Consider the following 25,140-nt stretch of genomic DNA (forward strand, 5'->3'; position numbering starts at 1 on the left):
CTTGCGCTACCTCTTTTGCCCCAGCACTGTGATCCTGTCAGGCAAGGGAGGTGGCGTTGGAAACAGATCGTCAGGCCCACTGGAACGATATCTACCGACGCAAGGCGGATGACACGCTAAGTTGGTATCAGGACAGCCCCGTCATATCGCTGGAGCTGGCGCTACTGGCGGGCCTGACGCCGGAAACATCCGTCATAGATATCGGCGGCGGTACGTCGCGGCTGGCGGCAGAACTGATCGCGCGCGGCCTGCGTGACATCACGGTTCTGGACCTTTCACCCGTGGCTTTGGAAGTCGCGCGCAACAGGCTTGAGGGCGCGGCGGATACGGTCCACTGGATTGCCGCCGATATCACACAATGGGCGGTTCCGCGCAGATTTGACCTCTGGCACGACCGCGCCGTGTTTCACTTTCTGACCGAGGCGACGAACCGGGCAGCCTATCTGGAAAGGCTGCACGATGCAGTGCCATCGGGTGGCCATGCGATCATCGCCACCTTTGCGCCCGATGGTCCGGACAGATGCAGCGGCTTGCCTGTCATAAGGTATGACCCCACCTCTCTTGCCCGGCAAGTTGGAGGGCGATTCACCCTGATCGCGCACCGCGCGCAAAAGCACCAGACGCCGGGCGGCAATACCCAATCGTTCCAGTTCAGCCTGTTTTGCAAGACCGGCTGACCCGATGGCTCAATAAAAACTCTGCGGATCAATATCCACGGCAAGCCGCAGGTTGGTGGGCAGCTTGATCTGCGCCACCCATTCCGCCACCGCCGCCTGCACCGGCGCGGTCTTGGCAGCCTTGACCAGCAGCCGCACCCGATGCCGCCCGCGCACCCGCGCAATCGGTGCGGGCGCGGGCCCCCAGACCTCGGCCCCGATGCGGCGCAAGGGGCCGTCGCGGCGGGCAAGCTCTGCCCCCACATCAAACACCTGCGCCACGTCGGGACCGGACAGGATGATGCCCACCATCCGCCCATAGGGCGGCACGCCCGCCGCCCGGCGCTCGGCGGCCTCGGCGCGCCAGAAGGCCTCTTCATCGCCACCAAGGATCGCGCGGATCACCGGATGGTCGGGCTGATGGGTCTGCAGGAAGGCGACGCCCTTTTTCTCGGCCCGCCCCGCGCGGCCCGCCACCTGCCGCATCAGCTGAAACGTCCGCTCCGCCGCGCGCAGGTCTGAACCCTGCAACCCAAGGTCGGCATCAATCACCCCCACCAGCGTCAGCAGCGGAAAGTTGTGCCCCTTGGCCACGATCTGCGTGCCGATGATGATGTCGGCCCCGCCCGCCGCAATATCGATCACCGCCTCTTTCAAGGCCCGCGCCGACCCGAAGAGGTCGGACGACAGCACCGACAGCCGCGCATCCGGGAACCGCGCCTTGACCTCTTCGGCCAACCGCTCGACCCCCGGCCCCACGGCAGCCATCCGTCCCTCAACATTGCAGCTTGGGCAGGCGGTGGGCACCGGCTTCGTCGCCCCGCATTGGTGGCACACCAACCGCTTGAGGAACCGATGCTCCACCATCCGCGCATCGCAATGCTCGCACCCCACCTGCGCGCCACAGGCCCGGCACAGGGTGACCGGCGCATAGCCCCGGCGGTTCAGGAACAGCATCGACTGTTCGCCCTTGCCCAGCCGCGCCTGCACCTCGGCGGCCAGCTTGCCGGAAATCCAGCGGTCGGCGGGCATCTGTTCGGCCCGCATGTCGATGGGCTTCATCTCGGGCAGTTCGGCGGTGCCAAAGCGCGACCCAAGGTCGATGCGGCCGTATTTCCCCGCCTCGACATTCGCCCAGGTTTCCAGACACGGCGTGGCCGAGGCCAGAACCACCGGGCAGCCCACGATACTGGCGCGCAAAACCGCCATGTCGCGGGCGTTGTAAAGCACCCCGTCTTCCTGCTTGTAGCTGGTGTCGTGTTCCTCATCGACAACGATCAACCCAAGGTCGCGGAACGGCAGGAACAGGGCCGACCGCGCGCCGACGACGAATTGCGCGCCGCCCTGCCCCACCATCTTCCACAGCCGCCGCCGCTCGGTCTGGGTTACGCCGGAATGCCATTCGGCCGGGCGCACCCCGAACCGCCCCTCGACCCGGTTCAGAAAATCGGCCGTCAGGGCGATTTCCGGCAGCAGAACCAGTGCCTGCCGCCCGGCGCGCAGGCATTCGGCCACCGCCTCCAGATACACCTCGGTCTTGCCCGACCCGGTGACGCCTTTCAGCAAGGTTGCCGAAAAGCTGCCCGCCGCGACAGATGCCACCAAGGCATCCCCCGCCGCCACCTGATCGCCCGCCAGCCGCGATGGCCGGGCCGGGTCCAGCACCGGATAGGGCAGATCGCGCGGCGCCTCTTCCTCAACGACCACGCCCAGCTTGACCAAGCCCTTGACGACCGACGCGCCGCAGCCCGCCTCCTCCGCCAACTCGCCCAGCGTCACCGGCGACGCGCCAAACCGCCGCAGCGCCTCGACCACGCGGAACCGGGCCTCGGTCAACTGGTTCGGCACCGCGCCGCCAAGTCGGTAAACCTTGCGGGCCGATACGCCCTCGGCCAAGCCCGGCGCGCGGGTGGCAAGGCGCAACATGGCGGGCAAGGGCGTCAGCGTGTAGTCAGCGGCGCGGGTCAGAAACGTGCGCAACTCGGCCCGCATCGGGGCTGCCTCCAGCACGCGATGCACGGGGCGGATGCGGGCGGGGTCGAAATTGCCCTCGCCCTTGCCCCAAACCACACCCATCACCCGGCGCGGACCAAGGGGAACCTCGACGAAATCACCGTCGCCACAGCCGCCTTCGGGGGCCTTGTAGTCCAGAACCCGGCCCAGCGGTTCGGTGGTCAACACGCCCACCAGTTGCCCCGCCTCATAGACCCGTTCGACCACGATCACCCCCGCTTTCCCTCGGGCCTAGCCCGACGCATCGACCCCTGCAAGCCGATCCGCCATGTTAGCGCAAACAGAACCCTTTCGCCGCTGGCCGGTTTGAGGTAAACCCCCTGCAACCCTATTCAACCCGGAGGATGCCATGAAGTTCTTTGTCGATACCGCCGATGTGGACGCGATCCGCGAGCTGAACGATCTTGGCATGGTGGATGGTGTGACCACCAACCCCTCGATCATCCTGAAATCCGGCCGCGACATTCTGGAAGTCACCAAGGAAATCTGCTCGATCGTCTCTGGCCCGGTTTCGGCCGAAGTGGTGGCGATGAAGGCCGATGCCATGATTGCCGAGGGCCGCAAGCTGGCCGAGATTGCCGAAAACATCACCGTCAAGGTGCCGCTGACCTGGGACGGACTGAAGGCCTGCAAGGTGCTGTCGGGCGAAGGCAAGATGGTCAACGTCACCCTTTGCTTCAGCGCCAATCAGGCGTTGATCGCGGCCAAGGCGGGCGCCACCTTCATCAGCCCCTTCATCGGACGCATGGATGACATCAACCTGGATGGCATGGACCTGATCGCCGACATTCGCCAGATCTATGACAACTATGGCTATGACACCCAGATCCTGGCCGCTTCGATCCGCACGGTGAACCATGTGACCCAAGCCGCACTGGTGGGGGCCGATGTGATGACCGCGCCGCCTTCGGTGATCAAGTCGCTGGCCTCGCACCCCTTGACCGACAAGGGGCTGGAACAGTTCGAGAAGGATTGGGCCAAGACCGGCCAGAAAATTCTGTAAATCGCGTTGCGGAAGGAGGCTGCTTGCCAGCCTCCTCACCATTCCGGGACCAACAGGCCTTAGCCAAGAACCGGGTCCGACCCCGCCCGCACCAACTGCGTCAGATCACTCAGCCGCTCCAGTTGCCGCCCCTTGGCGTCAAAATTCGACGGCGACAGCCAGGCGCGATAAGCCTCTGCCAGCGCGGGCCATTCCTTGTCGATGATGGCAAACCACGCCGTATCGCGGTTGCGGCCCTTCACCACTGCCGCCTGCCGGAACACCCCTTCATAGCTGAATCCCAGCCGTTGCGCCGCCCGGCGCGACGGAATATTCAGTGCATCGCATTTCCATTCATACCGGCGGTATCCGGCACGAAATGCCCAGTCCATCATCAGGAACATCGCCTCGGTCCATGCCCGGCCCCGCGCGATTTCGGGCGACAGACAGATATGCCCGACCTCGATGCTGCCCATTTCCGGCGTGATGCGCAGGTAACTGGCCACGCCGCCACAATGCCCTGTCTCGCGATTGCGAACGGTGTAAAACAGCGGATCGGTCGAGTCCTCGCGCTCTTTCACCCAGCGGTGATAGGCGGCGGCGGAATGAAACGGGCCATAGGGCATGTAATCCCACAGCGCATCATGCCCGGTATAGGCGCGGTGCAGGTCGGCGGCATGGGCATCGGCGTCCAGCTTTTCCAGCCGCACCCAATGCCCCTCCAGCCCCTCGCCCAGCGGGCGGGCAGGCGGCGTCCAGTCGGGCACTGCGGCCCCGAACCTTGGCGTCTCGGCCATGTATCTCTCCCTGTTTTCAAACAGCTAAGACAAGGCCGCACCCCAACGCAATCACTAAAGAATAAGCCCCGGCACTTGCCCCATCTGCATCCCCGGAAAGATCGCAGATTCCAGCGTGGCCCGGTCAATGCCATAAAGCCCCGCAATCACATGCGCCGCCCAGACACGCACATCGCTGGTGGGCAACAGATCGCGCCGGTCGTAAAGATCGGCCTCGTCCAGCCCCGGCCAGTCGCCCCAAATCTTGCCGCCGCGCACGGCCCCACCTGCCAGCAGCATCGCACCTGCCGTGCCATGGTCGGTGCCGCCCGATCCGTTCTCGGCCGCTGTCCGTCCGAATTCGGTCATCGCCAGCACCACGGTCTTGCCCCAGATTTCCGGCCCCAGCCGCTGTGACAGCCGCAGGATCGCCCGTTCCAGCCGGCTGAGGCTGCGGCCGATTCCGGTCTTTTGCGCCTTGTGGGTGTCCCAGCCATTCAGCGAAAAGGCCGCAATCCGGGTTTCGGCACGCAACCGGGCGGTGACAAAACCGACCAGCTCCTCGACATCGGCCAGACGCGCGCCCGCAAGCTCTGGCATGGGCGCTTGCATGCCCGCCGGCTCTGCGTCAAGGTCGATGCCCAGTTCCATTGCCTCATTCGCCACCGCAAGAAAAGCGGGGTCGTCATGATAAACCTGCTCCAGCAGCCGACGCGCCTGTGGCGACAGGTCCAGCCGCGTATCGGGGGCCCAGTCGCGCACCTGCGCCGGGCCGGACAGGATGCGCATCTCCTCGCGACCCACGGCATAGGCGGTTTCGGCCCGCACCCCCGGCACCGCCTGCAACAGCCGGTTCAGCCAGCCATCGCGCACCGAGGCCAGCGCCAGATCATTGCCGGTGCCCGCCTCTAGCTGGTCCTGCCCGTCGAAATGGCTGCGCTTGTCGCGGTAGGGGGTGGAGGTGGCATGCACAAAGCCCAGTTGACCGGCCTGCCACAGCGGCATCAGCCCGCCCAAGGCCGGGTTCAGCGCGAAGAACCCGTCCAGCGGTAGCGCATCGGGCCGGTTCAACGTGGGGCGCAGCGCGGCAAAGCCACGGTCGCCCTGTGGCTGCACCACGTCCAGCCCATCCATCGCGCCACGCAGCAGAATCACGACCAGCCGATGATCGCCCAAAGGCCGCCCGCCATCGGACGCGGCCAGCGTGACCGTGGTCAGAAACGGATGCGCCGCCGCCGAACAGGCCAGTGCCCCCGCGCCTCGCAAGAAATGCCGCCGCTGGATCATCGTCATCTCCTGTTGAACGCGGGCGAGGCCAGAACCAGCCCGATGCCATCGGCCCGCGTCTCGGCGCGGCTGGCGGCCCAGATCACCGTATCGGGCGGGTTGGTGCCAAAGGCGCCACGCGCCACAGCCGCAGGGTCAGGCAAGGGCCGCAGAATGGTTTCCGGCACGCTCATCGCCCAGGTGATCCGCGTCGCCAGCCCCGAAGGGCTGATCCAAGCGGCGAAATCCTCGGCCCAGCCATCGGGGCCGCGCGGCTGTTTCCAGGGCTGGCCCATGGCGATCAAGGGTTTGATGATGCGGCGTGTCAAATGCTTGCCGGGCCAGGCCATGATGTCATCGCCCGTCACCCCCAGCGCACGCAGGCTGGCCACCAGAAAATCCCATGGTTGCCTGGCCTTGGCCATCTCCGGCACCAGCGCCGCCGGGTGGCGCAGCAACACCTCATAAACCGGCATCAGCGCACCGCCGCCTTGCAGGAACGCCCCCTCCAGTGCCGCCACAAGGCCCGCATCTGGCGCATCGGCCACGAAATGCACCGCCAGCTTGCGCGCCAGATGGGTCGCTGTCTCGGGCCGCCGCGCCAGATCGCCCAGCACCTCGCGCACCGTGTCCAGCGTATCGCCCGCATAGGTCTTGCCCAGCACCACCTGCGGCCCCGGCTCGGTCTTTTGCGGGTTGAAAGAGAAGCCCGTGCGCAGCCGCCAGCTTAGCCCGGACAAAAGTTTGGCCAGTTCGCGCACATCATCCTGTGCATAGCCTGCCCCCACCCCCAGCGTGTGCAACTCCAGCAGTTCGCGCGCGAAATTCTCGTTCAGGCCCTTGCCCTTGCGCTTGCCCAAAGCCGAATTCGGCCCGGTCGAGAAGGACTGATCCAGATAGATCAGCATCGCCGGATGCAGCGCCACCGCCGTCAGCATATCGGCGAAATTACCGGTCAGATGCGGGCGGATCGCCTCTTCCGCCATGGCGGCGGGCATGATTGCGCGGTGCAGGCCGGGGGCGGCCACGGTGAAATGGTCAGCCCAGAACGCCCCCAGCCGCTCTCGCAGACCATCGGGGGCCGCCACCGCCCGCGCCAGCGTGGCCCGCAGTGCAGCACCGGAGGCGGCAATCACCGCCTGATCCAGTTCAATCGCCCGCGCATCAAGGGCCGGATCGCGCGGATTATGCCTCTTGGCCGCCAACCGTGCCTGATCTGCGGCGCTCAGCATCTGGGTCAGGTCGTCGCCTGCCACTATCGGATAGGCCAGCGCCGCGCTGTCGGGCTTTGCCAGACCAGCCAACAAAGCATCCGCCGTTATGGCCATGCCGGGTCCGGGGCCATAGCCAAAGCGGAAGGCGGCAATCTCGGCTGGGGTCATCGGGCCTACCCTTGTCTGTCCCTGAATGTAGGGACGGGCGGTACCGTGTCCAAGCACTGCCGATCAGATCCGCGCGATTTCCCGCCCGGCGCGCTGCCTAGAACCGGAAACCGGGCGGATAATCGTGCAGCCCGTCGAAATCTGCCTTGCCGATGGGCAGGCCCTGCTGGCGCAGCACTGCAAAGGCCATGCTGGCGTGGAACAGAAAGTTCGGCATCCCGAACAGGTGCAGAAAATCGGCCCCCGTCTGGTCCAGCTCGGCAAAGCCCGCACGGTGGCGGATGAGGCGGGTGTGGGCCTCGGCAAACTCGGTCGGGTCAAGACCCTGCAAGCCCTGCCGCGCCTCGACCATCAGGCGACCAAGGCCGATGCGGTCCATCCCGTGATCGGCCAGCTTTGGCACCTCGCGTCCAGCCAGCGGAAAGGCCACCCGCAAGGCAAAGCCGGTGGCCGTGGCCACCTGCTGGGCTGCGGTGAACATATCGGGCGCGATCCGCGCTTGCAGGAAATGCTCTCGCCCCGCCGTCTGGCGCACCATGCCGTCCATCCGGTCCAGATAGTGCAGGAAGACCGGCACGGACGCGGAATAGAGCGGCGAGGTCATCGTCACGCTTCTTTCGGAATGACGCGCAGATGCAGGTCGCGCAACTGGGCGTTGGTCGGTTCGGATGGAGCGTTCATCAGCAGGTCTTCGGCGCGCTGGTTCATCGGGAACATGATGACCTCGCGGATGTTCGAGGTATCGGCCAACAGCATCACCAGCCGGTCGATCCCCGCCGCACAGCCGCCATGGGGTGGGGCGCCATATTTGAACGCCTTGACCATGCCGCCGAACCGCTTGTCCACTTCGCTGTTCGGGTAACCCGCCAGCTCGAACGCCTTGTACATGATTTCCGGCTTGTGATTGCGGATGCCGCCAGAGATGACCTCATAGCCGTTGCAGGCAAGGTCATACTGATAGGCATAGACGTTCAGCGGGTCGCCGTTCAGCGCCTCAAGGCCCCCCTGCGGCATCGAGAACGGGTTGTGGCTGAAGTCGATCTTGCCCTCATCCGTCTTCTCATACATCGGGAAATCGACGATCCAGGCAAAGCGGAAGCTGTTGGTATCGGTCAGCCCCAGTTCGCGGCCAATCTCGTTGCGCGCCCGGCCCGCGACGGATTCAAACTGCTCGGCCTTGCCGCCCAGAAAGAACACGGCATCGCCCTCGGCCAAGCCCAGTTCCAGCCGGATGGCTTCGGTCTTTTCCGCACCCAAAGCCTTGGCGATAGGGCCGGCGGCTTCGGTCGTGCCATCCTCGGCCTTCCGCCAGAAGATATAGCCCATGCCCGGCAGGCCCTCTTTCTGGGCAAAGGCGTTCATCCGGTCGGCGAACTTGCGGCTGCCGCCGCCCGGCGCGGGAATGGCGCGGACCTCGTTGCCTTCGGTCTCCAACAGCTTGGCGAAGATCGCAAAGCCCGAGCCGCGGAAATGGTCGGACACGTCCTGCATCTTGATCGGGTTGCGCAGGTCGGGCTTGTCGCTGCCATACCATTTCAGGCTGTCGCGATAGGCGATCTTGGGCCAGTCGGTGTGAACCTTGCGGCCCTTGCCGAAATGTTCGAACAGCCCTTGCAGCACCGGCTGCACGGCACCGAACACATCATCCTGCGTGACAAACGACATCTCGATGTCCAACTGGTAAAAGTCGGTCGGCGAACGGTCGGCGCGCGGGTCTTCGTCGCGGAAGCAAGGCGCGATCTGGAAGTAGCGGTCAAAGCCCGCCACCTGGATCAGTTGTTTGAACTGCTGCGGCGCTTGCGGCAGGGCATAAAACTTGCCGGGGTGCAGGCGCGACGGCACGAGGAAGTCGCGCGCGCCTTCGGGGCTGCTGGCTGTGATGATCGGGGTCTGGAATTCGTTGAACCCCTGGTCCCACATCGCATTGCGCAGCCAGCGCACCACGTTCGACCGCAGCATCATGTTCTGGTGCATCGTGTCGCGGCGCAGATCAAGGAAGCGATAGGTCAGGCGGGTTTCCTCGGGGTATTCCACCTCGCCAAAGACCGGCATCGGCAGTTCCTCGGCAGCACCCAGCACTTCGACGCCGGTGGCGTAAACCTCAATCTCTCCGGTCGGGATCTTGGCGTTGACCAGCGCGGCATCCCGCGCCTTCACCCGCCCGTCGATCCGCACCACCCATTCAGCGCGCACCTTTTCCAGCGCGGCAAAGGCGGGCGAGTCGCTGTCGGCCAGAACCTGCGTGATGCCGTAATGGTCGCGCAGGTCGATGAACAGCACCCCGCCATGGTCGCGCACACGGTGAACCCAGCCCGAAAGGCGGATGGTTTCGCCCACATGGGCCTTGTTCAGATCGGCGCAGGTATGGCTGCGATAGGCGTGCATAAGCGTCCCCTTGGGTCGAGGCTATTGGTCCGCGCCGATAGACCCCTGCCACGCGGCCAAGTCAACCCCCCGGTGGGGAGGGGGCGGACAGCAGCTATCCTGTCTGCGTTCTGGCGAAGGCCATCGCCTTCGCCATGCGGTGCGAGGGCAATTTGCACCGCCGGGCCTCTAAGGCCCGGCCAGCGCCCGCCCCGCCATCGGCGGGCGCGTCTCGCCCACCGGGGGCAGGCACCGGCCTTTCTTGGGCGCATCTGGCACCGTCTCTTGTGATATCCGCACGCGCGGGCGGGAAACGCGGTGCGTTTCCAATTCCGCCCGGACAAACTCTGGCGCCTGCCCCCTTACGCCCAGACCGTCGGGATCAGCCCGCGCAGGGCATTGCCGACCCAGATCTTGACCATCGGCAGATCGCCGAACAGCAACACCTCCTCCGGGCAGGCCATCGCCTCGCGCAGCACGCCGGGCAACAGGCCGGATGTGCGCGGTGGCGTGCGCAACCCTTTGCCCCGGTCAAAGAAGATGTTGGTGATGGTGCCTTCGCAGACCTCACCTTTCTCATTGGCAAACAGCAACTCGTCGATGCCGATGGGCATCGTGGCACGGGCACGGTCATAAACCGCCCGCCGTGTGGTTTTCAGCCCCAGCCACGGGTCATCCGACCGCAGCCGCACTGGGCAGACCGCAATCCGCCATCCCAACGCGCGGGGCGGCAAGGGGTGAAAGGCGGCCACCACCTCGCCCGCCCGGTTGGCGGTAACCCGCACCCGGGCGGGGGCATCTGGCCGGGTGGCAAGGGCGGCACGAAAGGCGGCTAGATCAAATGCCCAGCCCAGCGCCTCGGCCGATTGCGCCATGCGCCCGGCGTGCAAGGGCAAACGGGGAAAGCGCGCGCCATCCCACAGCAGCGTTTCAATCAGCTTCAGGTCGGGGTCGTCAGCCCCCGGATATAGCGCGCTTTCCAAAGCGCTTCCTCCCACTCGCCTGTCGCGGTGGAATCCTGCACCACGCCGCCGCCGACATTCAAGGTGACCCGGCCATCAGCCCACAGCGATAGTGTGCGAATGGCCACATTGAAACTGCTGGCCCCATCGGGGGCCATCCAGCCGATCGCGCCACAATACACCCCGCGCGGATGGGGCTCGACCTCGCGGATGATCTCCATCGCGCGGATTTTCGGCGCCCCGGTGATCGATCCACAGGGAAAGAGCGCCGCCATCAGCCCGGCCATTGAGGGCGCATCGACCAAATCGCCCACCACGGTGGACACCATCTGATGCACGGTGGCAAAACTTTCCACCGCAAACAATTTGGGCACCTTGACCGAGCCGATGCGGGCAACCCGGCTGATGTCATTGCGCAAAAGATCCACGATCATCAGGTTCTCGGCGCGGTCCTTGGGGCTTTCGCGCAGCTCTTGGGCCAGTTCGGCATCGCGCACCGGATCGGCATCGCGCAGGCGGGTACCCTTCATCGGCTTGGCCTCGATCCGGCCCACCGCCGTTGTGCGCAGGAACAGTTCCGGGCTGCGCGATACAACCACCGGCCCTGCCCCCAGATCGACGAAGGCCCCGTGGCCCACCGCCTGCCGGGCCCGCAGCGCGCCATAAAGGCCTAGCGGCGTGCCGCGCAAAAGCCGCGTCTGCAAAGGAAAGGTCAGGTTGATCTGATAGCAGTCGCCCGCGCCGATATAACCCAGCACCCGTGCCATCGCCGTGTCATATTCGGCGCGCGAGATCATCGGCTCTGCCGGAGCCAAAGCCACGCCACGCCCCTCCTCTGCCGCGCGGGCCAGCACCGCATCCGCCGCCTCTGGCCCGCGAAACAGCCCGAACACCGCCAGCGGCCCTTCTGGCATCGGCGCAAGACCTGCCAGCCTTCGCTCTGCGGCATAACCCGCCTCATAGCCCAGCCAGCCCGCCACCCACAGGCCGCGCGCGCGCGCTGCATCCAACTGTGCCAGCAGATCGGCCACCTCGTCACCCCGATGGGCCACCAGTACCGTCTCGGCTCCGTGAAACAGCGCAGGCCCGCCGTTCGGGCCATCTTCCAGAACGATCACAACCCGCCGCCTCCTGCCGCCACGCCCTCTACCTAGCGCGCCTCCCCCCCGCAGGCCAGCATTGCCACGCCCCGACGGGTGACATTTGCGACGCCCGCGCAAAGGGCAATCCGCCCCCACCCCGGCCTTGCCCCCTGACATCGTGCTGTAAAATTCTATTCAACGCTTGCCAGACTGAAAAATCCCGGTTCTCCTTTGCCGCAGGGCGCGACATGCAGCCGCACCTCTCAAAAACAATAAGAACATCCCAACGGATTGGAGGGTAACCAAACCATGTCTTCGGACCAATATTCCGACAAGGACCACCATGAGGACGTAAAAGTCCTGCATGGCATGGGCTATGCACAAGAGCTGTCACGCTCGATGTCGAAGTTCTCGAACTTCGCCATTTCGTTCTCGATCATCTGTATCCTGTCGGGCGGCATCAACTCGTTCGCCCAAGCCATCTCTTCGGTCGGCGGCGCTGGCGCGGGTATCGGCTGGATCGTCGGCTGTATCCTGTCGGGCATGTTCGCCCTGTCGATGGCACAGATCGCCTCGGCCTTTCCCACGGCGGGGGGCCTTTATCACTGGGGCTCCATTCTGGGGAACCGCTTCTGGGGCTGGCTGACCGCCTGGCTTAACCTTCTGGGCCTGATCACGGTTCTGGGGGCCATCAACATCGGCACCGCCTATTTCTTTGCCGGCACCTTCGGTCCGATGTTCGGCTTTACCGGCACCGACTGGCAGGTGGTGGGCTTTGTCGCCGCCATCACCGCCGGGCAAGCCTTGTTCAACCATCTGGGGATCAAGGTCACCACGATGCTGACCGACATCTCGGGCTATATCATCTTTGCTGTGACTGCCGTTCTGGTCATCGCCTGCTTGGTCTATGCGCCCGCAATCGACATCTCGCGGCTGTGGACGTTCACCAATTATTCGGGCGAGGCAGGCGGCAACGTCTTCCCGCAATCGGATAACGTAGGCTATCTGTTCCTGCTGTGCCTGTTGCTGCCGGTCTATACCATCACCGGCTATGACGCCTCGGCCCACACGTCCGAGGAAACCAAGAACGCCGCCACCTCGGTGCCAAAAGGCATCGTGACGGCCGTGTTCTGGTCGTCGTTCATCGGCTGGATCATGATCTGCGCCATCACTCTGGCAATCCCCGACATGGCCACCGCGGCCGGTCAGGGCTGGGGCATGTTCTTTGCCACGATGGATGCGATCCTGCCTGCCGCGCTGAAAGACGTGCTGTATCTGGGCATCTTCATCGCGCAACTGCTGTGCGGTCTGGCCACGGTCACCTCGGCCAGCCGGATGCTGTTCGCCTTCTCGCGCGACGATGGTGTCCCGATGTTCTCGAAGGCGCTGGCCACCGTGTCGCCCAAGTATCGCACCCCGGTGAATGCCATCTGGACGGCCACGGTGCTGTGCATCCTGTATGTGGTGCTGGCCATGACCATCAAGGTCGGTGAAACCTCGATCTATGTGATCGTCGTGAACTCGACCCTTGTGTTCCTGTTCCTGTCCTTCACCGTGCCGCTGGTCGCGGGCCTGTTTGCCTATGGCACCGCCAAATGGCCGAACCCCGGCCCTTGGGCGATGTCTGCGGGGCTTTACAAGCTGGTCACCGTTCTGTCGGTGGTTGGTATGGCGGTGATCCTGTTCATCGCCGTGGCCCCGCCGAATGAACGGGTGCTCTATGTGGTGCTGGGCTTCATCGCCCTTGCCGTCGTGCTGTGGGTTCTGGTGGAAAACCGCCGTTTCGAAGGCCCGCCAACGGGTGATCGCATCGCCGCACGCAAGGCCGCAATCGCCGCGGCAGAGGCTGCGGTCGGCGAAAAGACCTGAGCGGTCTGACATAAACGCAAAGGGCCGGAAGGAAACTTCCGGCCCTTTTTGCTGCGCCGGATCTGGCGCCGGATTTCTTCAAAGAAATTTGCACAATCCTTCCGGGGATTTTGTGCCCCAAGGCCCGACCGATTCCGCCTTGCGCCCGGAAAGCAGGCGACTATAACCCCGCCAGTTTGCCCGCCCGATGGAGAATGAGATGCCAAAAAGAACCGATATCAAGTCTATCATGATCATCGGCGCAGGCCCCATCGTCATCGGTCAGGCGTGCGAGTTCGACTATTCCGGCGCTCAGGCCTGCAAAGCCCTGCGGGAAGAGGGTTACCGCGTCATTCTGGTGAACTCGAACCCCGCCACGATCATGACCGACCCCGGTCTGGCCGATGCGACGTATATTGAGCCGATCACCCCCGAGGTTGTCGCCAAGATCATCGAGAAAGAGCGCCCCGATGCCCTGTTGCCCACCATGGGCGGGCAGACCGGCCTGAACACCGCGCTGGCCTTGGCCGACATGGGCGTGCTGGACCAGTTCAACGTCGAACTGATCGGCGCCAAGCGCGACGCCATCGAAATGGCCGAAGACCGCAAGCTGTTCCGCGAGGCGATGGACCGCATCGGGTTGGAAAACCCCAAAGCAACCATCGTGTCCGCCCCCAAGGTCAACGGTAAGTATGACATCGCCGCCGGCGTCGCACAGGCGATTTCCGAAATCGAATATGTCGGCCTGCCCGCCATCATCCGCCCCGCCTTCACCCTTGGCGGCACCGGCGGCGGCGTGGCCTATAACCGCGATGACTACGAGGCCATCGTGCGCTCGGGGCTGGAGGCCTCGCCCGTGGCTCAGGTTCTGGTGGACCAATCGCTGCTGGGCTGGAAAGAATATGAAATGGAGGTTGTCCGCGACAAGGCCGACAACGCCATCATCGTCTGCTCCATCGAAAACATCGACCCGATGGGCGTGCATACCGGCGACTCGATCACCGTGGCCCCTGCGCTTACGCTGACCGACAAAGAATATCAGATCATGCGCAACGGCAGCATCGCCGTGCTGCGCGAGATCGGGGTGGAAACCGGCGGCTCCAACGTGCAATGGGCGATCAACCCCGCCGACGGCCGCATGGTGGTGATTGAGATGAACCCGCGCGTGTCGCGGTCCTCCGCGCTGGCGTCGAAGGCGACGGGGTTCCCGATTGCCAAGATCGCCGCAAAACTCGCCATCGGCTATACGCTGGACGAGTTGGACAATGACATCACCAAGGTCACGCCCGCGTCGTTCGAACCCTCGATCGACTATGTGGTCACCAAAATCCCGCGCTTCGCGTTTGAAAAATTCCCCGGCAGCGAACCCCTGCTGACCACCGCGATGAAATCGGTGGGCGAGGCGATGGCGATTGGCCGCACCATCCACGAATCGCTGCAAAAGGCACTGGCCAGCCTTGAAACCGGTCTGACCGGCTTTGACGAAATCGCCATTCCCGGTGTTTCGAATACGGGCACGCCCGACCGCGCCGCCATTTCCAAAGCCCTGAGCCAAGCCACGCCAGACCGCCTGCGCGTTATCGCCCAAGCCATGCGCCATGGCCTCAGCAATGACGACATTCAGGCCATCACCTCTTTCGACCCCTGGTTCCTGGCCCGCATCCGCGAGATCATCGACACCGAGGCCGACATCCGCAAATCCGGCCTGCCCGTCACCGCCGATGGTCTGCGCAAGCTCAAGATGATGGGCTTCACCGATGCCCGTCTGGCCAAGCTGACCGGCCGGGATGAGGCGCAGGTGCGCCGCGCCCGCCGCAACCTTGGCGTCACCGCCGTCTTCAAGCGCATCGACACCTGCGCGGCGGAGTTCGAGGCGCAGACCCCTTACATGTATTCCACCTACGAAGCCCCCGCGATGGGCGATGTGGAGTGCGAGGCCCGGCCCAGTGCTGCCAAAAAGGTCGTCATCCTTGGCGGTGGCCCGAACCGCATCGGTCAGGGGATCGAGTTCGATTATTGCTGCTGCCATGCCTGCTATGCCCTGACGGCGGCGGGCTATGAAACCATCATGGTCAACTGCAACCCCGAGACGGTTTCGACCGACTATGACACTTCGGATCGCCTGTATTTCGAACCCCTGACACTGGAACACGTTCTGGAAATCCTGCGGGTAGAGCAGGAAAACGGCACGCTGCATGGCGTGATCGTGCAATTCGGCGGGCAGACCCCGCTGAAACTGGCCAACGCCCTGCATGAAGAGGGCATCCCGATCCTTGGCACCACGCCCGATGCGATTGATCTGGCAGAGGACCGCGAGCGCTTTCAACACTTCCTGCAAAAGCTGGGTCTGAAACAGCCGGTGAACGGCACCGCCCGCAGCCGGGACGAGGCATTCAAGGTTGCCCATGCGGTCGGCTATCCGCTGGTCATCCGCCCATCTTTCGTGCTGGGTGGTCGGGCGATGGAAATCGTGCGCTCGGATGAGCAGTTGGAACGCTATATCGCCACCGCCGTGCAGGTTTCAGGCGATACGCCTGTGCTGCTTGACAGCTATCTGTCCGGCGCGATCGAGGTGGATGTGGATGCGCTCTGTGACGGCACCAATGTGCATGTCGCTGGAATCATGGAACATATCGAAGAGGCGGGCGTTCATTCCGGCGACAGCGCTTGCTGCCTGCCGCCCCACTCCCTGTCGCCCGAAACCGTTGAAGAGTTGAAACGCCAGACGGTTGAAATGGCCCGCGCCCTGCATGTCGTCGGACTGATGAACGTGCAGTTCGCCATCAAGGACGGCGTGATCTATGTGCTGGAGGTCAACCCGCGCGCCAGCCGCACCGTGCCCTTCGTGGCAAAAGCCACCGACAGCGCAATCGCCTCCATTGCCGCGCGCCTCATGGCGGGCGAACCGCTGTCGAACTTCCCGGCCCGCGCCCCGTATCCCCAAGGCGTCGGCCCCGACAGCCCGCTGCCCTTGGCTGATCCGCTGACACTGGCAAACCCGAATACCCCGTGGTTCAGTGTGAAAGAGGCGGTTCTGCCCTTTGCCCGCTTCCCCGGCGTTGACCCCGTTCTGGGGCCGGAAATGCGATCGACCGGCGAGGTCATGGGCTGGGACCGCACCTTCGCGCTGGCCTTCCTCAAGGCGCTGATGGGGGCGGGCACGGTACTGCCCGACACCGGTCGCGCCTTCGTTTCGGTGAAAGACATGGACAAGACCGAGGCACTGGCCGAGGCCGCCCGCGATCTGGTTGCCATGGGGTTCGAGATTGTCGCCACCAAGGGCACCGCGCAATGGCTGTCTTCGGTCGGCATTGCCGCGACCCCGGTTGCCAAGGTGTACGAAGGCCGCCCCAACATCGTTGACCGCTTGAAAAACAACGAAATTGCTCTGGTGATGAACACGACCGAGGGCACGCAAGCCATCGCCGACAGCCGCGACATCCGCCGCGTCGCGCTGATGGACAAGATCCCCTATTTCACCACCGCTGCCGCCTCCATCGCCACCGTCGCCGCCATGAAGGCGCGCGGTGAAGGGTATGGCGTGCGGACGTTGCAGGGCTGAGATCCGGGCCACATCCGATCTCTGGCCGTCACTTCGGCCAGAGAGCATCTCCCCGTGGAAAAAATCGCGATTCGCTTGCCGCAGGCGACAAGTGTCTTTGGTCGTCAGCCCGACAGGATTGGTGCGCATTCGCCTAGCCAACTTGTTGCCGGGCAATCAACAATGCTCACGCCTTGGCATATCTGGTCATGCGGCGGGTGGAGTGCCAAAACTCAACGCTTTTCGCCCCATCGCGGGCCATCCTTATCCTCCAAAATTTAACGGATCGGCGCGCAATTGGCTGATGTCGTTCTGTAACTTTTGGAGAACCCATATCTTATTCGTTTCTCAAAAGTGCTGCATTTGCCTTGTCGGCGTCTGTCCTGTCGGCGGCGGTCGCACCGGCCGCGGTGATTTACACCGACGGCGCGACCAAGCCCAACGGTGCCTATCGCGGCCCCGAAACCCTGACCGTCAACTTTAGTGCCGCTGGCGGCTCGACCGCGCTGTCATTCGATCTGTTCGGCGCGCAAAGCGTTGATGACTTTGGCAACGGCTATGATGACCTGTTCTCGGTCGCTCTGAACGGCGTCACCGTGTTCGAGGGCTATTTCAACCTTGGCGGTGGCGGCAGTGATTCCGTGATCACCAACACCCTTGGCTGGGCTTGGACCGCAGTTTCCGGCGGTTCGTGGAACGGCGGCACGGTTGCGGTGTCTGGTCTGGCCAATCTGGTCGCCGGCGCGAACAGCTTCGCTGTCACCTATAATCCGGTCGGCCCCTACAATGGCGGCAATCAGGGCACAGGCGATGAATCCTGGGCTTTGAACAATCTGGACGTGTCTGCAGTTTCGCCGGTGCCGCTGCCTGCGGCTGCACCACTGTTGCTGGCCGCTATCGGCAGCTTGGGTTTTGCCAGTCGCCGCAGCAGAAAGCGTAAATCCGCCTGATTCTGGCGGCCTGACTCAGTTATCTAAAAGGGCGCATCCAGATGCGCCCCTTTTCAATTCAGCATGGTGCAACCCTGCCCCATGTTGGCATAATATTTCATTTTAATCAATGGATTATCATGTTTTGCATACAGGAAATCCCACATCGCAGGCAATGAACCGCCTAGACTGGCCCTGCATTCATCGGCTGGGTGGCAACTCAACCAAAGGGAGATTAACCTGCGCTTAACTCAATCTTGCCACAATCCGGCCAGAGACTCGCCTCAGGGCTGAGTGAAGTTAACTAGGTAGAATCGACTAACAAGAGGCGCGCATCCATGTTCTCCGGGCTTTTCGCACGACCGAACCCCCGCCTTGCTGCATTGGAAGCGGCCCGCAAATTGTATGTCGCCCAGGTCAACGGCTATGCCGGTGACACGGCAGAGGCGGTCATCGCCGCTGAACTCCATGTCTGGAACCGCATCCTGACTGCCTTTCAGATCGATCCTTCGCGCGGGGTAGAGGCGAATTTGGCGCGGATCGGCGTGTTGATGGAAAACTGCCGTGGAATGGCCGACCGATTCGACTTTGCCGGGCTGGTGGTGCCGACGCTGATCCACAACTCCGGGTTCGCGGCGGAAGATATCGGCATGCTGCAACAGCATCTGACCGGCACGGCACCGCAGAGCAAATCCGCCCGTCGCAGCCCCGCGCTGACCGAACAGGCAGGGCGCCCCGTCGCTGCTTTTGCCGCCTGATCCAGTTACACGGCAGCTTCGCTTGACATTGGAGCTGAAATCCACCATCCGCCGCGCATGACCACATTTGCGGACCTTGGCCTTTCGCCCAAACTCGTCCAGGCTTTGGCCGCGACGAATTTGCAAACCCCCACCCCGATTCAGGCGCAAGCCATTCCGCCGATCATGGCGGGGCGCGATCTGATGGGACTTGCCCAGACCGGCACCGGCAAAACGGCGGCCTTTGGCCTGCCCCTGCTGCACCGGCTTTTGGATATCGGCCACCCTCCCGGCCCGCGCAACATCCGCGCGCTGATCCTGGCCCCGACCCGAGAGTTGGCACAGCAGATCAAGGACAATTTCGAAACCTTCACCAAGGGCACCGCCGTCAAGGTGGTGATGGTCGTGGGCGGGGCCTCGGTAAACCGGCAGGCCATGTCGCTGGCCAAAGGTGCCGATGTTCTGGTGGCAACGCCGGGCCGTCTGATCGACCTGATCGAGCGCAACGACGTCAATCTGGAAAAATGCGGCTATCTGGTGTTGGACGAGGCCGACCACATGCTGGACATGGGCTTCATCCATGCCCTGCGCCGGATTGCCAAGCATATCCCGCTGCGCCGCCAGACCATGATGTTCTCGGCCACGATGCCCAAGGATATCGAGGAAATCGCCGACACCTATCTGCGCGATCCGATCCGCGTTCAGGTGAACCCGCCGGGCAAACCGGCTGAAAAGGTCAGCCAAGGGGTTCACTATATCCCCAACGGCGACAAGGCCAAGCTGTTGGAAAGCTATCTGCTCAAGCATCCCGGCGAACAGGCGCTGGTCTTTTCGCGTACAAAGCATGGCGCGGACAAGCTGGCCAAGGTGCTTGGCGGCTGGGGCTTCAAGGTCGGGGCCATTCACGGCAACCGCAGCCAGAACCAGCGAGACCGCATCCTGTCAGAGTTCAAGGCCGGTGAGGTGGATGTGCTGGTAGCGACCGATGTCGCCGCGCGAGGCATCGACATTCCGACTGTGCGGCACGTCTATAACTATGACATGCCGAACGTGCCCGAAAACTACGTTCACCGCATTGGCCGCACCGCGCGCGCCGGGGCCGAGGGCACTTCGGTCAGCTTCTGCGCGCCAGCCGAAATGGGCGAACTGCAAGCCATCGAAAAGATCCTGAAAAAGGTGCTGCCGGTTCTGGGCGGTGCCCCTTGGGCGGCAGATGCGATTGCGGCGGCCCCCAAGCCCAACCAGGGCCGCGGAAGGCCGCAGGGCCAGCGGCCACAGGGAGGCGGTCCACGCTCTGCCGGACCCAAGGCAGCAGCGCCAAAAGGGGATCGCCCCGCTCAGGCCCCGCGCGGGCCGAAACCCGCAGCACGGGGCGGTGCCCAAGCGCCGCGCCGGGGTGGCAGCGGCGGCAAACCGGGCGGCGGGCGGCGGTCTAGCTGACCGCCCCAGCTTACCCGGCTTAGCTGACCTCGTCTTCAAGGTTCAGCTTCATCTCCAGCAGCACTTCCTGCAAGGCCAGCGTTTCGCGCAGCATCCGTTTGGCCTCATTCACGGTAATCTGACCATCTGCGATGGCAAGATTATACTCTCCCATCAGCATGGCGAAACGCTGTGCCAGCGCCACGACATCCTGATTGACCCCTTTTGAGGTCGAGTTGCGCTTATCATGGTCATAAGACAGCGTTATGCCGCGCAACTCGGCCAAGGCCGAGGTGACATGCGGAAAGCGCGAGGCCGACTCCAGCTCTGCCACCACGTCGATCGGCATAAAGCGGTCACCGTGTTCGTCATTGTCTGAATAATAGCGCCCCAGCGTCGCCTTCGACTTGCCGGTGATCTCGCAGGCGGCTTCGATGCCCACATCCTTGACCAACGCTTCGGTATGTTTCTTAAGATAGCTCGCCGCACTCATATTGTATTCACCTTCTTCCCCAAAAGGATCAGGGCGGGGAAAACCCATAGAACTTTCCCATTAATCACGCGGCAAGAGTTTGTCATTCATAAAGGCATTCCGGGCTACCGGAAGCGTAACGAGTTTAAGGCCGATGTCCCCAGCATTGGCCAAGGGTGGGGGTCCGCCGCACAGTGCAATCTGGCGGTGCCGGCGGGCCTGTCCCGTGTATCAGTGATCAGGATGTTTCCTGAGTGTACGAGTAACCGGCCTGTGGCGCGGTGTGCGGCAAGATAAAGCCACCACGGATGGCCCCTACCCTCTCGCTACCCGGCCCCTTGCGGGCCGGGGGCTGCTTCGGCTAAGGGCCGGTCATGGCCAAGCTGTATTTTCACTATTCCACCATGAATGCCGGGAAATCGACCCTGCTGCTACAGGCGTCGCACAACTACCGCGAAGGCGGGATGGCGACCTTCCTGATGACCGCGCAGATGGATGACCGCGCCGGGCACGGCCAGATTGCCAGCCGCATCGGCATTGCCGAACCCGCCGCGACCTTTGCCCTGCAGGACGATATGTATCAGATGGTGCAGGCAAGGCTGGCGCAGGGGGCGGTTGCTTGTGTCTTTGTCGATGAGGCGCAGTTTCTGACCAAGGCACAGGTCTGGCAACTGGCCCGCGCGGTCGATGATCTGGGCGTGCCGGTGATGTGCTATGGCCTGCGGGTCGATTTTCAGGGCAACCTGTTCCCCGGATCGGCGGCGCTGCTGGCTTGGGCCGACGAAATGCGCGAGGTGCGTACGATCTGCCACTGCGGGCGCAAGGCCACCATGGTGGTGCGCAAAGGCCCAGATGGCCGCGTGCTGCGCGAAGGCGAGCAGGTGGTGATCGGCGGAAATGACACCTATCAAAGCCTGTGCCGCCGCCACTGGCGTGCAGCGACGGGCGACCTTTAGCCCGCCTCTTGCTGGCGGGCGCGCAGGGCGATGATGCTGCCCGCCGCCACGATCAGCGCCATGCCGATCCACGCCTGCGCATGCAGCGTCTGCCCCCAGATTACCCAGGTCCAAAAGGCCGAGGCCGGCAGGATGACATATTCCAGAACCGAGGCACGGCCCGCATCGGTTATCTGATAGGCCCGGATCATAAAGCCCACGCCCAGCAGCGACCCGGCGGCCTGAACAAAGGTCCAGAACCAAAAGCCCGCATTGGGCCAGACGGGGCCGCGCATCAGGAAATACTCGGCCCCGCTGGGCACTTGCGGCCCGGCGATGGCCAGCACGACGATGCCGATCGCACCAAAAATGCCAAGGGCAATGAAGAACCCGGCCAGCAGCGTCTCTGCCCGCTCTTCTGCGCACCATTCGCGCGTGGCAATATTGCCCATGGCATACATCGCCCCCGCCGCGATGGGCAAAAGGGCCGCAAGTGACGCGCCAGACGTGGCCTCGCGCCCCAGAACCAGCAGCACGCCCAGAAACCCCAGCGCCACGGCCAGAATGCGCACCGGCCCGATCGGGTGGCCATAGGCGAACCGTGAAATCAGCAGCACGAAGATCGGGGCGGTGAACAGGCCGGCCGCCACCATTGCCACCGGCAGAAAGGCCAGCGCGCCGAAATAGATCAGCATCGCCACGCCATGAATCAGTGACCGCGCCACCACGGCGCGCAGGTTCACCGGGCGCAAGCGCCGCCCTGTCACCGCGCAAAACAGCCCCAGAATCGCCATGGCCATACAGCCGCGCGTCAGGTGGAACTGCCACAGCCCGGCATCGCGGGCGATGACCTGCACATAATTGTCGGTAAAGCCGATGACCATGGCATAGACCAAAATCAGGCCGGCCGCCGCCAAGGTGCGGTCTTGTGATGCAGGCATGGGGGTTCCTTCGCTTCTTGTCTTTTCTTGTGGCGCGGGCGGCTGCATTGTGCATGGCGGAAAACGACACAAGCTCAAGAGTTTCCGGGGGAGGACACGCGATGGGATGGTTGGCCGATGAAAGCGGGCTGGAAAAGTGTGACGCCAATTATGTGCCGCTGTCGCCGCTGTCCTTCCTGAAACGCGCGGCGGATCTGTACGCCAGCCGCACCGCGATTGTCTGGAAATCGACCCGCCTGACCTATGCCGATTACGCGGAAGAGGTCAGCCGCCTTGCCTCAGCCCTTGCCTTGCGGGGCATCAAGCCGGGCGATGTGGTGGCCAGCCTGCTGCCCAACATCCCCCAGCAGGCCATCGCCCATTTCGGGGTGCCTGCGGCAGGTGCGGTGCTGAACACGATCAACACGCGGCTGGATGTCGATACCGTCGCCTATATCTTCGAACATGCCGGGGCCAAGCTGGTTCTGGTGGATTCCACGCTGATCCCGCTGGCCGAAGAAGCACTGCGCCGCATGACCGGGCCGCGCCCCGAACTGATCGAGGTTGTCGATCACGGCCAGGCCGCCAGCGGCCACCATTCGACATGGGAAGACCTGCTGGCCGGGGGCGACCCCGCCGCCGCATGGATCGCCCCGCAGGATGAATGGGAAAGCCTGGCGATCAACTACACCTCTGGCACAACCGGGCGGCCCAAGGGCGTGGTGTATCACCATCGTGGCGCCTATCTGGCCTGCATGGCAAATGCCATCGCCTGGCGGATGCAGCTTTTCCCCGCGGTGCTGACCATCGTTCCGCTGTTTCACTGCAATGCCTGGTGCCAGCCCTGGCTGGTGCCGATGATGGGGGGCACGCTGGTCTGCTGCCGCGACATCACCGCCAAGGCGATCTATGACGCAATCGCAGATGAGGGTGTCACCCATTTCGGCGGCGCGCCCATCGTGTTGAACATGGTGATCAACGCCAAAGCCGAAGACCGTCGCCCCTTTGACCATGTGGTCGAGGTGTTCACCGCCGGTGCCCCACCCCCTGCCGCGACGCTGGCCGCGTTTGAACCCCTGGGCTTCAACGTCACGCAGGTTTACGGGCTGACCGAGACCTATGGCCCCTCGACCGAATGCCTGTGGCAACCGGATTGGGCGGGCGCGACCGGCGAAGAGCGCGCGGCGCTCAAGGCCCGCACCGGCGTGCGCATGGCCATGCTGGAAGGGGCCGAGGTGCAGGACACCCAAGGCAATCCCGTGCCCCGCGACGCCCACCATCTGGGAGAGATCGCCCTGCGCGGCAATCTGGTGATGAAGGGCTATTACAAGAACCCCACCGCCACGGCCGAGGCGTTCAAGGGCGGCTGGTTCCGGTCTGGCGACATCGCGTTCCAGCACCCTGACGGCTATCTGAAGATCACCGACCGCGCGAAAGACATCATCATCTCGGGCGGCGAAAACGTCAGCTCAGTCGAGGTTGAGGGCGCACTGATGCACCACCCCGCCGTCAGCCTGTGCGCCGTGGTCGCCAAACCCGATGAGAAATGGGGCGAGGTGCCTTGCGCCTTTGTCGAGCTGAAACCCGGCATGGAGGTGACGGACAAAGAGCTGATCGCCCATTGCCGCGCCCGTTTGGCGGGCTTTGCCACGCCAAAGATGGTGGTCTTTGCCGAACTGCCCAAAACCTCGACCGGCAAGATACAAAAGTTTGAATTGCGCGCCGTCGCGAAACTTCTCTAAGCGGCGGCAATCATGTCTGCCCGGCGATTGTGAAGCCGCAGCGGCTCGGCTAACCTGCAAAAAAACCAGAAAGGCAGGCAATGCCGCCCCGGACGGCGCTTCGCAAATATGAACGGCTGGAAAGCCCCGGACTTTGGCGTGAAACACCTGCGGCCCAACGGCGCGAGGTGATTGTGGGCCTGCGCGAGGCGACGCTGATTCTGGCCGATCCGCGCAGCGAGACGCCCTTGGCGCAATGGTCGCTGCCCGCGATTGAGCGGATGAACCCCGGCCAAAGCCCTGCGATCTTTTCGCCCGGCAGCGACGGAATCGAGACGCTGGAGATTGACGACAAAGAGATGATCGCCGCGCTGGATACGGTGCATGTTGTGATCGCCAAGCGCAAACCCCATCCGGGCCGGTTGCGCAACCTGATCCTGCTGGCGACGGTTGCGGCGCTGGCCTCGGTCGTGGTGTTCTGGCTGCCGGGGCGGCTGGTGGGGCATACCGCGCAGGTCTTGCCCGACCCGACCCGCGCCGATCTAGGGCAAGAGGCGCTGGCCGATCTGATCCGGCTGTCCGGCTCTCCGTGCCGGACAGTGCCGGGGCGGCGCGCGGCGGCCACGCTGGCCGCGCGGCTTTTCCCCGATGCGCCACCCCAGATCGAGGTGTTGCGCGAAGGGCTGACCCATCCGGCAAACCTGCCCGGCAACATTCTGCTGTTGCCCGCCAAGCTGGTACAAGACGCCAAATCGCCAGAGGTGGTGGCCGGTTATCTGATTGCCGAACATCTGCGCGCCCAAGGCACTGATCCCGTGCTGCCGCTTTTGGCACATCTGGGGCTGTGGTCTACCATCCGGCTTTTGACCACCGGCATGCCCGGTGCGGGAGCAATGGAGGGGTATGGCGAGGTGATCTCTACCGCAGCGCCGCCACCGCCCCTGCCGGATGAAGCACTGCTGCCAGAGTTTGCCAAGGCGCGCGTGCCCGCATCTCCCTACGCCTACAGCCTTGACCCGACCGGCGAAACCACGCTGGGCCTGATAGAGGCCGACCCTTTCGCCCATGAGGCTGGAGAGAGGATTCTGGGCGACGAGACCTGGCTGGAATTGCAGGCGATCTGCACCGAATAGGT

20 protein-coding genes are annotated in these 25,140 nt (G+C 63.9%); 10 read left to right on the forward strand and 10 right to left on the reverse strand.

Annotated features, from left to right (window positions below):
* Window positions 1-50 precede the first annotated feature (50 nt).
* Window positions 51-677 (forward strand): class I SAM-dependent methyltransferase, encoded by a 627-nt coding sequence (locus tag JI744_RS10520; RefSeq protein WP_202660512.1) that lies wholly within the window; start codon window positions 51-53, stop codon window positions 675-677.
* A 9-nt stretch (window positions 678-686) separates the two neighbouring features.
* Here JI744_RS10520 and JI744_RS10525 read toward each other — a convergent pair whose 3' ends face one another.
* A complete protein-coding gene (locus tag JI744_RS10525) occupies window positions 687-2,876 on the reverse strand; it encodes a primosomal protein N' (protein WP_456237459.1) in 2,190 nt (729 codons plus the stop codon).
* Between the two features lie 142 nt (window positions 2,877-3,018).
* Between JI744_RS10525 and fsa the strand changes: the two genes are divergently transcribed.
* A complete protein-coding gene (gene fsa / locus JI744_RS10530) occupies window positions 3,019-3,672 on the forward strand; it encodes a fructose-6-phosphate aldolase (RefSeq protein WP_202660514.1) in 654 nt (217 codons plus the stop codon).
* 59 nt (window positions 3,673-3,731) lie between these two features.
* Here the strand turns inward: fsa and JI744_RS10535 are convergent, their stop codons facing one another.
* The 7 genes from JI744_RS10535 to JI744_RS10565 form a co-directional block, all read right to left on the reverse strand.
* Window positions 3,732-4,448 carry a GNAT family N-acetyltransferase gene (locus JI744_RS10535; protein ID WP_202660516.1) on the reverse strand — a complete coding sequence of 239 codons (717 nt, stop codon included), beginning with the start codon at window positions 4,446-4,448 and terminating at the stop codon, window positions 3,732-3,734.
* Between the two features lie 54 nt (window positions 4,449-4,502).
* Window positions 4,503-5,714, reverse strand: coding sequence for a DUF1501 domain-containing protein (locus tag JI744_RS10540; RefSeq protein WP_328757222.1), 1,212 nt, complete (start codon window positions 5,712-5,714; stop codon window positions 4,503-4,505).
* A gap of 2 nt (window positions 5,715-5,716) precedes the next feature.
* Complete coding sequence (locus JI744_RS10545) at window positions 5,717-7,075, reverse strand: DUF1800 domain-containing protein (protein WP_202660519.1); 1,359 nt, start codon at window positions 7,073-7,075, stop codon at window positions 5,717-5,719.
* 97 nt (window positions 7,076-7,172) lie between these two features.
* The gene (locus tag JI744_RS10550) at window positions 7,173-7,679 is read right to left on the reverse strand and encodes a DUF1993 family protein (protein ID WP_202660521.1); all 507 of its coding nucleotides are present in this window, start codon (window positions 7,677-7,679) and stop codon (window positions 7,173-7,175) included.
* A 2-nt stretch (window positions 7,680-7,681) separates the two neighbouring features.
* Entirely contained in the window at window positions 7,682-9,460 is a 1,779-nt protein-coding gene (aspS, locus tag JI744_RS10555; protein WP_202660523.1) for an aspartate--tRNA ligase, read from the reverse strand.
* Window positions 9,461-9,801: 341 nt separating this feature from the next.
* Complete coding sequence (locus tag JI744_RS10560; protein ID WP_202660525.1) at window positions 9,802-10,422, reverse strand: aminotransferase class IV family protein; 621 nt, start codon at window positions 10,420-10,422, stop codon at window positions 9,802-9,804.
* Window positions 10,380-11,519, reverse strand: coding sequence for an aminodeoxychorismate synthase component I (locus tag JI744_RS10565; protein ID WP_202660527.1), 1,140 nt, complete (start codon window positions 11,517-11,519; stop codon window positions 10,380-10,382). The genes JI744_RS10560 and JI744_RS10565 overlap by 43 nt, the downstream gene beginning before the upstream one ends.
* Before the next feature lie 273 nt (window positions 11,520-11,792).
* On the opposite strand from JI744_RS10565, the gene JI744_RS10570 reads away from it, so the two are divergent.
* The 5 genes from JI744_RS10570 to JI744_RS10590 all read left to right on the forward strand — a co-directional run bounded on the left by JI744_RS10570 (window position 11,793) and on the right by JI744_RS10590 (window position 19,978).
* Window positions 11,793-13,352, forward strand: a complete 1,560-nt coding sequence (locus JI744_RS10570; protein WP_202660529.1) for an amino acid permease — start codon at window positions 11,793-11,795, stop codon at window positions 13,350-13,352.
* Window positions 13,353-13,551: 199 nt separating this feature from the next.
* Window positions 13,552-16,893 (forward strand): carbamoyl-phosphate synthase large subunit, encoded by a 3,342-nt coding sequence (carB, locus tag JI744_RS10575; RefSeq protein WP_202660544.1) that lies wholly within the window; start codon window positions 13,552-13,554, stop codon window positions 16,891-16,893.
* A 347-nt stretch (window positions 16,894-17,240) separates the two neighbouring features.
* Window positions 17,241-17,822 carry a hypothetical protein gene (locus tag JI744_RS10580; RefSeq protein WP_202660546.1) on the forward strand — a complete coding sequence of 194 codons (582 nt, stop codon included), beginning with the start codon at window positions 17,241-17,243 and terminating at the stop codon, window positions 17,820-17,822.
* Window positions 17,823-18,139: 317 nt separating this feature from the next.
* Complete coding sequence (locus JI744_RS10585; protein ID WP_202660548.1) at window positions 18,140-18,559, forward strand: hypothetical protein; 420 nt, start codon at window positions 18,140-18,142, stop codon at window positions 18,557-18,559.
* A gap of 57 nt (window positions 18,560-18,616) precedes the next feature.
* On the forward strand, window positions 18,617-19,978 hold the full coding sequence (locus JI744_RS10590) for a DEAD/DEAH box helicase (protein ID WP_202660550.1): 1,362 nt from the start codon (window positions 18,617-18,619) through the stop codon (window positions 19,976-19,978).
* A 19-nt stretch (window positions 19,979-19,997) separates the two neighbouring features.
* Here JI744_RS10590 and JI744_RS10595 read toward each other — a convergent pair whose 3' ends face one another.
* Window positions 19,998-20,450 carry a hypothetical protein gene (locus JI744_RS10595; protein ID WP_202660551.1) on the reverse strand — a complete coding sequence of 151 codons (453 nt, stop codon included), beginning with the start codon at window positions 20,448-20,450 and terminating at the stop codon, window positions 19,998-20,000.
* A gap of 353 nt (window positions 20,451-20,803) precedes the next feature.
* On the opposite strand from JI744_RS10595, the gene JI744_RS10600 reads away from it, so the two are divergent.
* Complete coding sequence (locus JI744_RS10600) at window positions 20,804-21,385, forward strand: thymidine kinase (RefSeq protein ID WP_202660553.1); 582 nt, start codon at window positions 20,804-20,806, stop codon at window positions 21,383-21,385.
* Here JI744_RS10600 and JI744_RS10605 read toward each other — a convergent pair.
* Window positions 21,382-22,305: a DMT family transporter gene (locus tag JI744_RS10605; protein ID WP_202660555.1), complete on the reverse strand. Its 924-nt coding sequence runs from the start codon at window positions 22,303-22,305 to the stop codon at window positions 21,382-21,384. The two genes, JI744_RS10600 and JI744_RS10605, sit on opposite strands and share 4 nt — an antisense overlap.
* Before the next feature lie 101 nt (window positions 22,306-22,406).
* Between JI744_RS10605 and JI744_RS10610 the strand changes: the two genes are divergently transcribed.
* Together JI744_RS10610 and JI744_RS10615 are read left to right on the forward strand one after the other, a co-directional pair.
* Complete coding sequence (locus tag JI744_RS10610; RefSeq protein WP_202660557.1) at window positions 22,407-24,026, forward strand: AMP-binding protein; 1,620 nt, start codon at window positions 22,407-22,409, stop codon at window positions 24,024-24,026.
* 80 nt (window positions 24,027-24,106) lie between these two features.
* A complete protein-coding gene (locus JI744_RS10615) occupies window positions 24,107-25,138 on the forward strand; it encodes a hypothetical protein (RefSeq protein ID WP_202660559.1) in 1,032 nt (343 codons plus the stop codon).
* Window positions 25,139-25,140: the final 2 nt, after the last annotated feature.

The organism is Fuscibacter oryzae, assembly GCF_016765795.1.
Classification (GTDB): domain Bacteria; phylum Pseudomonadota; class Alphaproteobacteria; order Rhodobacterales; family Rhodobacteraceae; genus Fuscibacter; species Fuscibacter oryzae.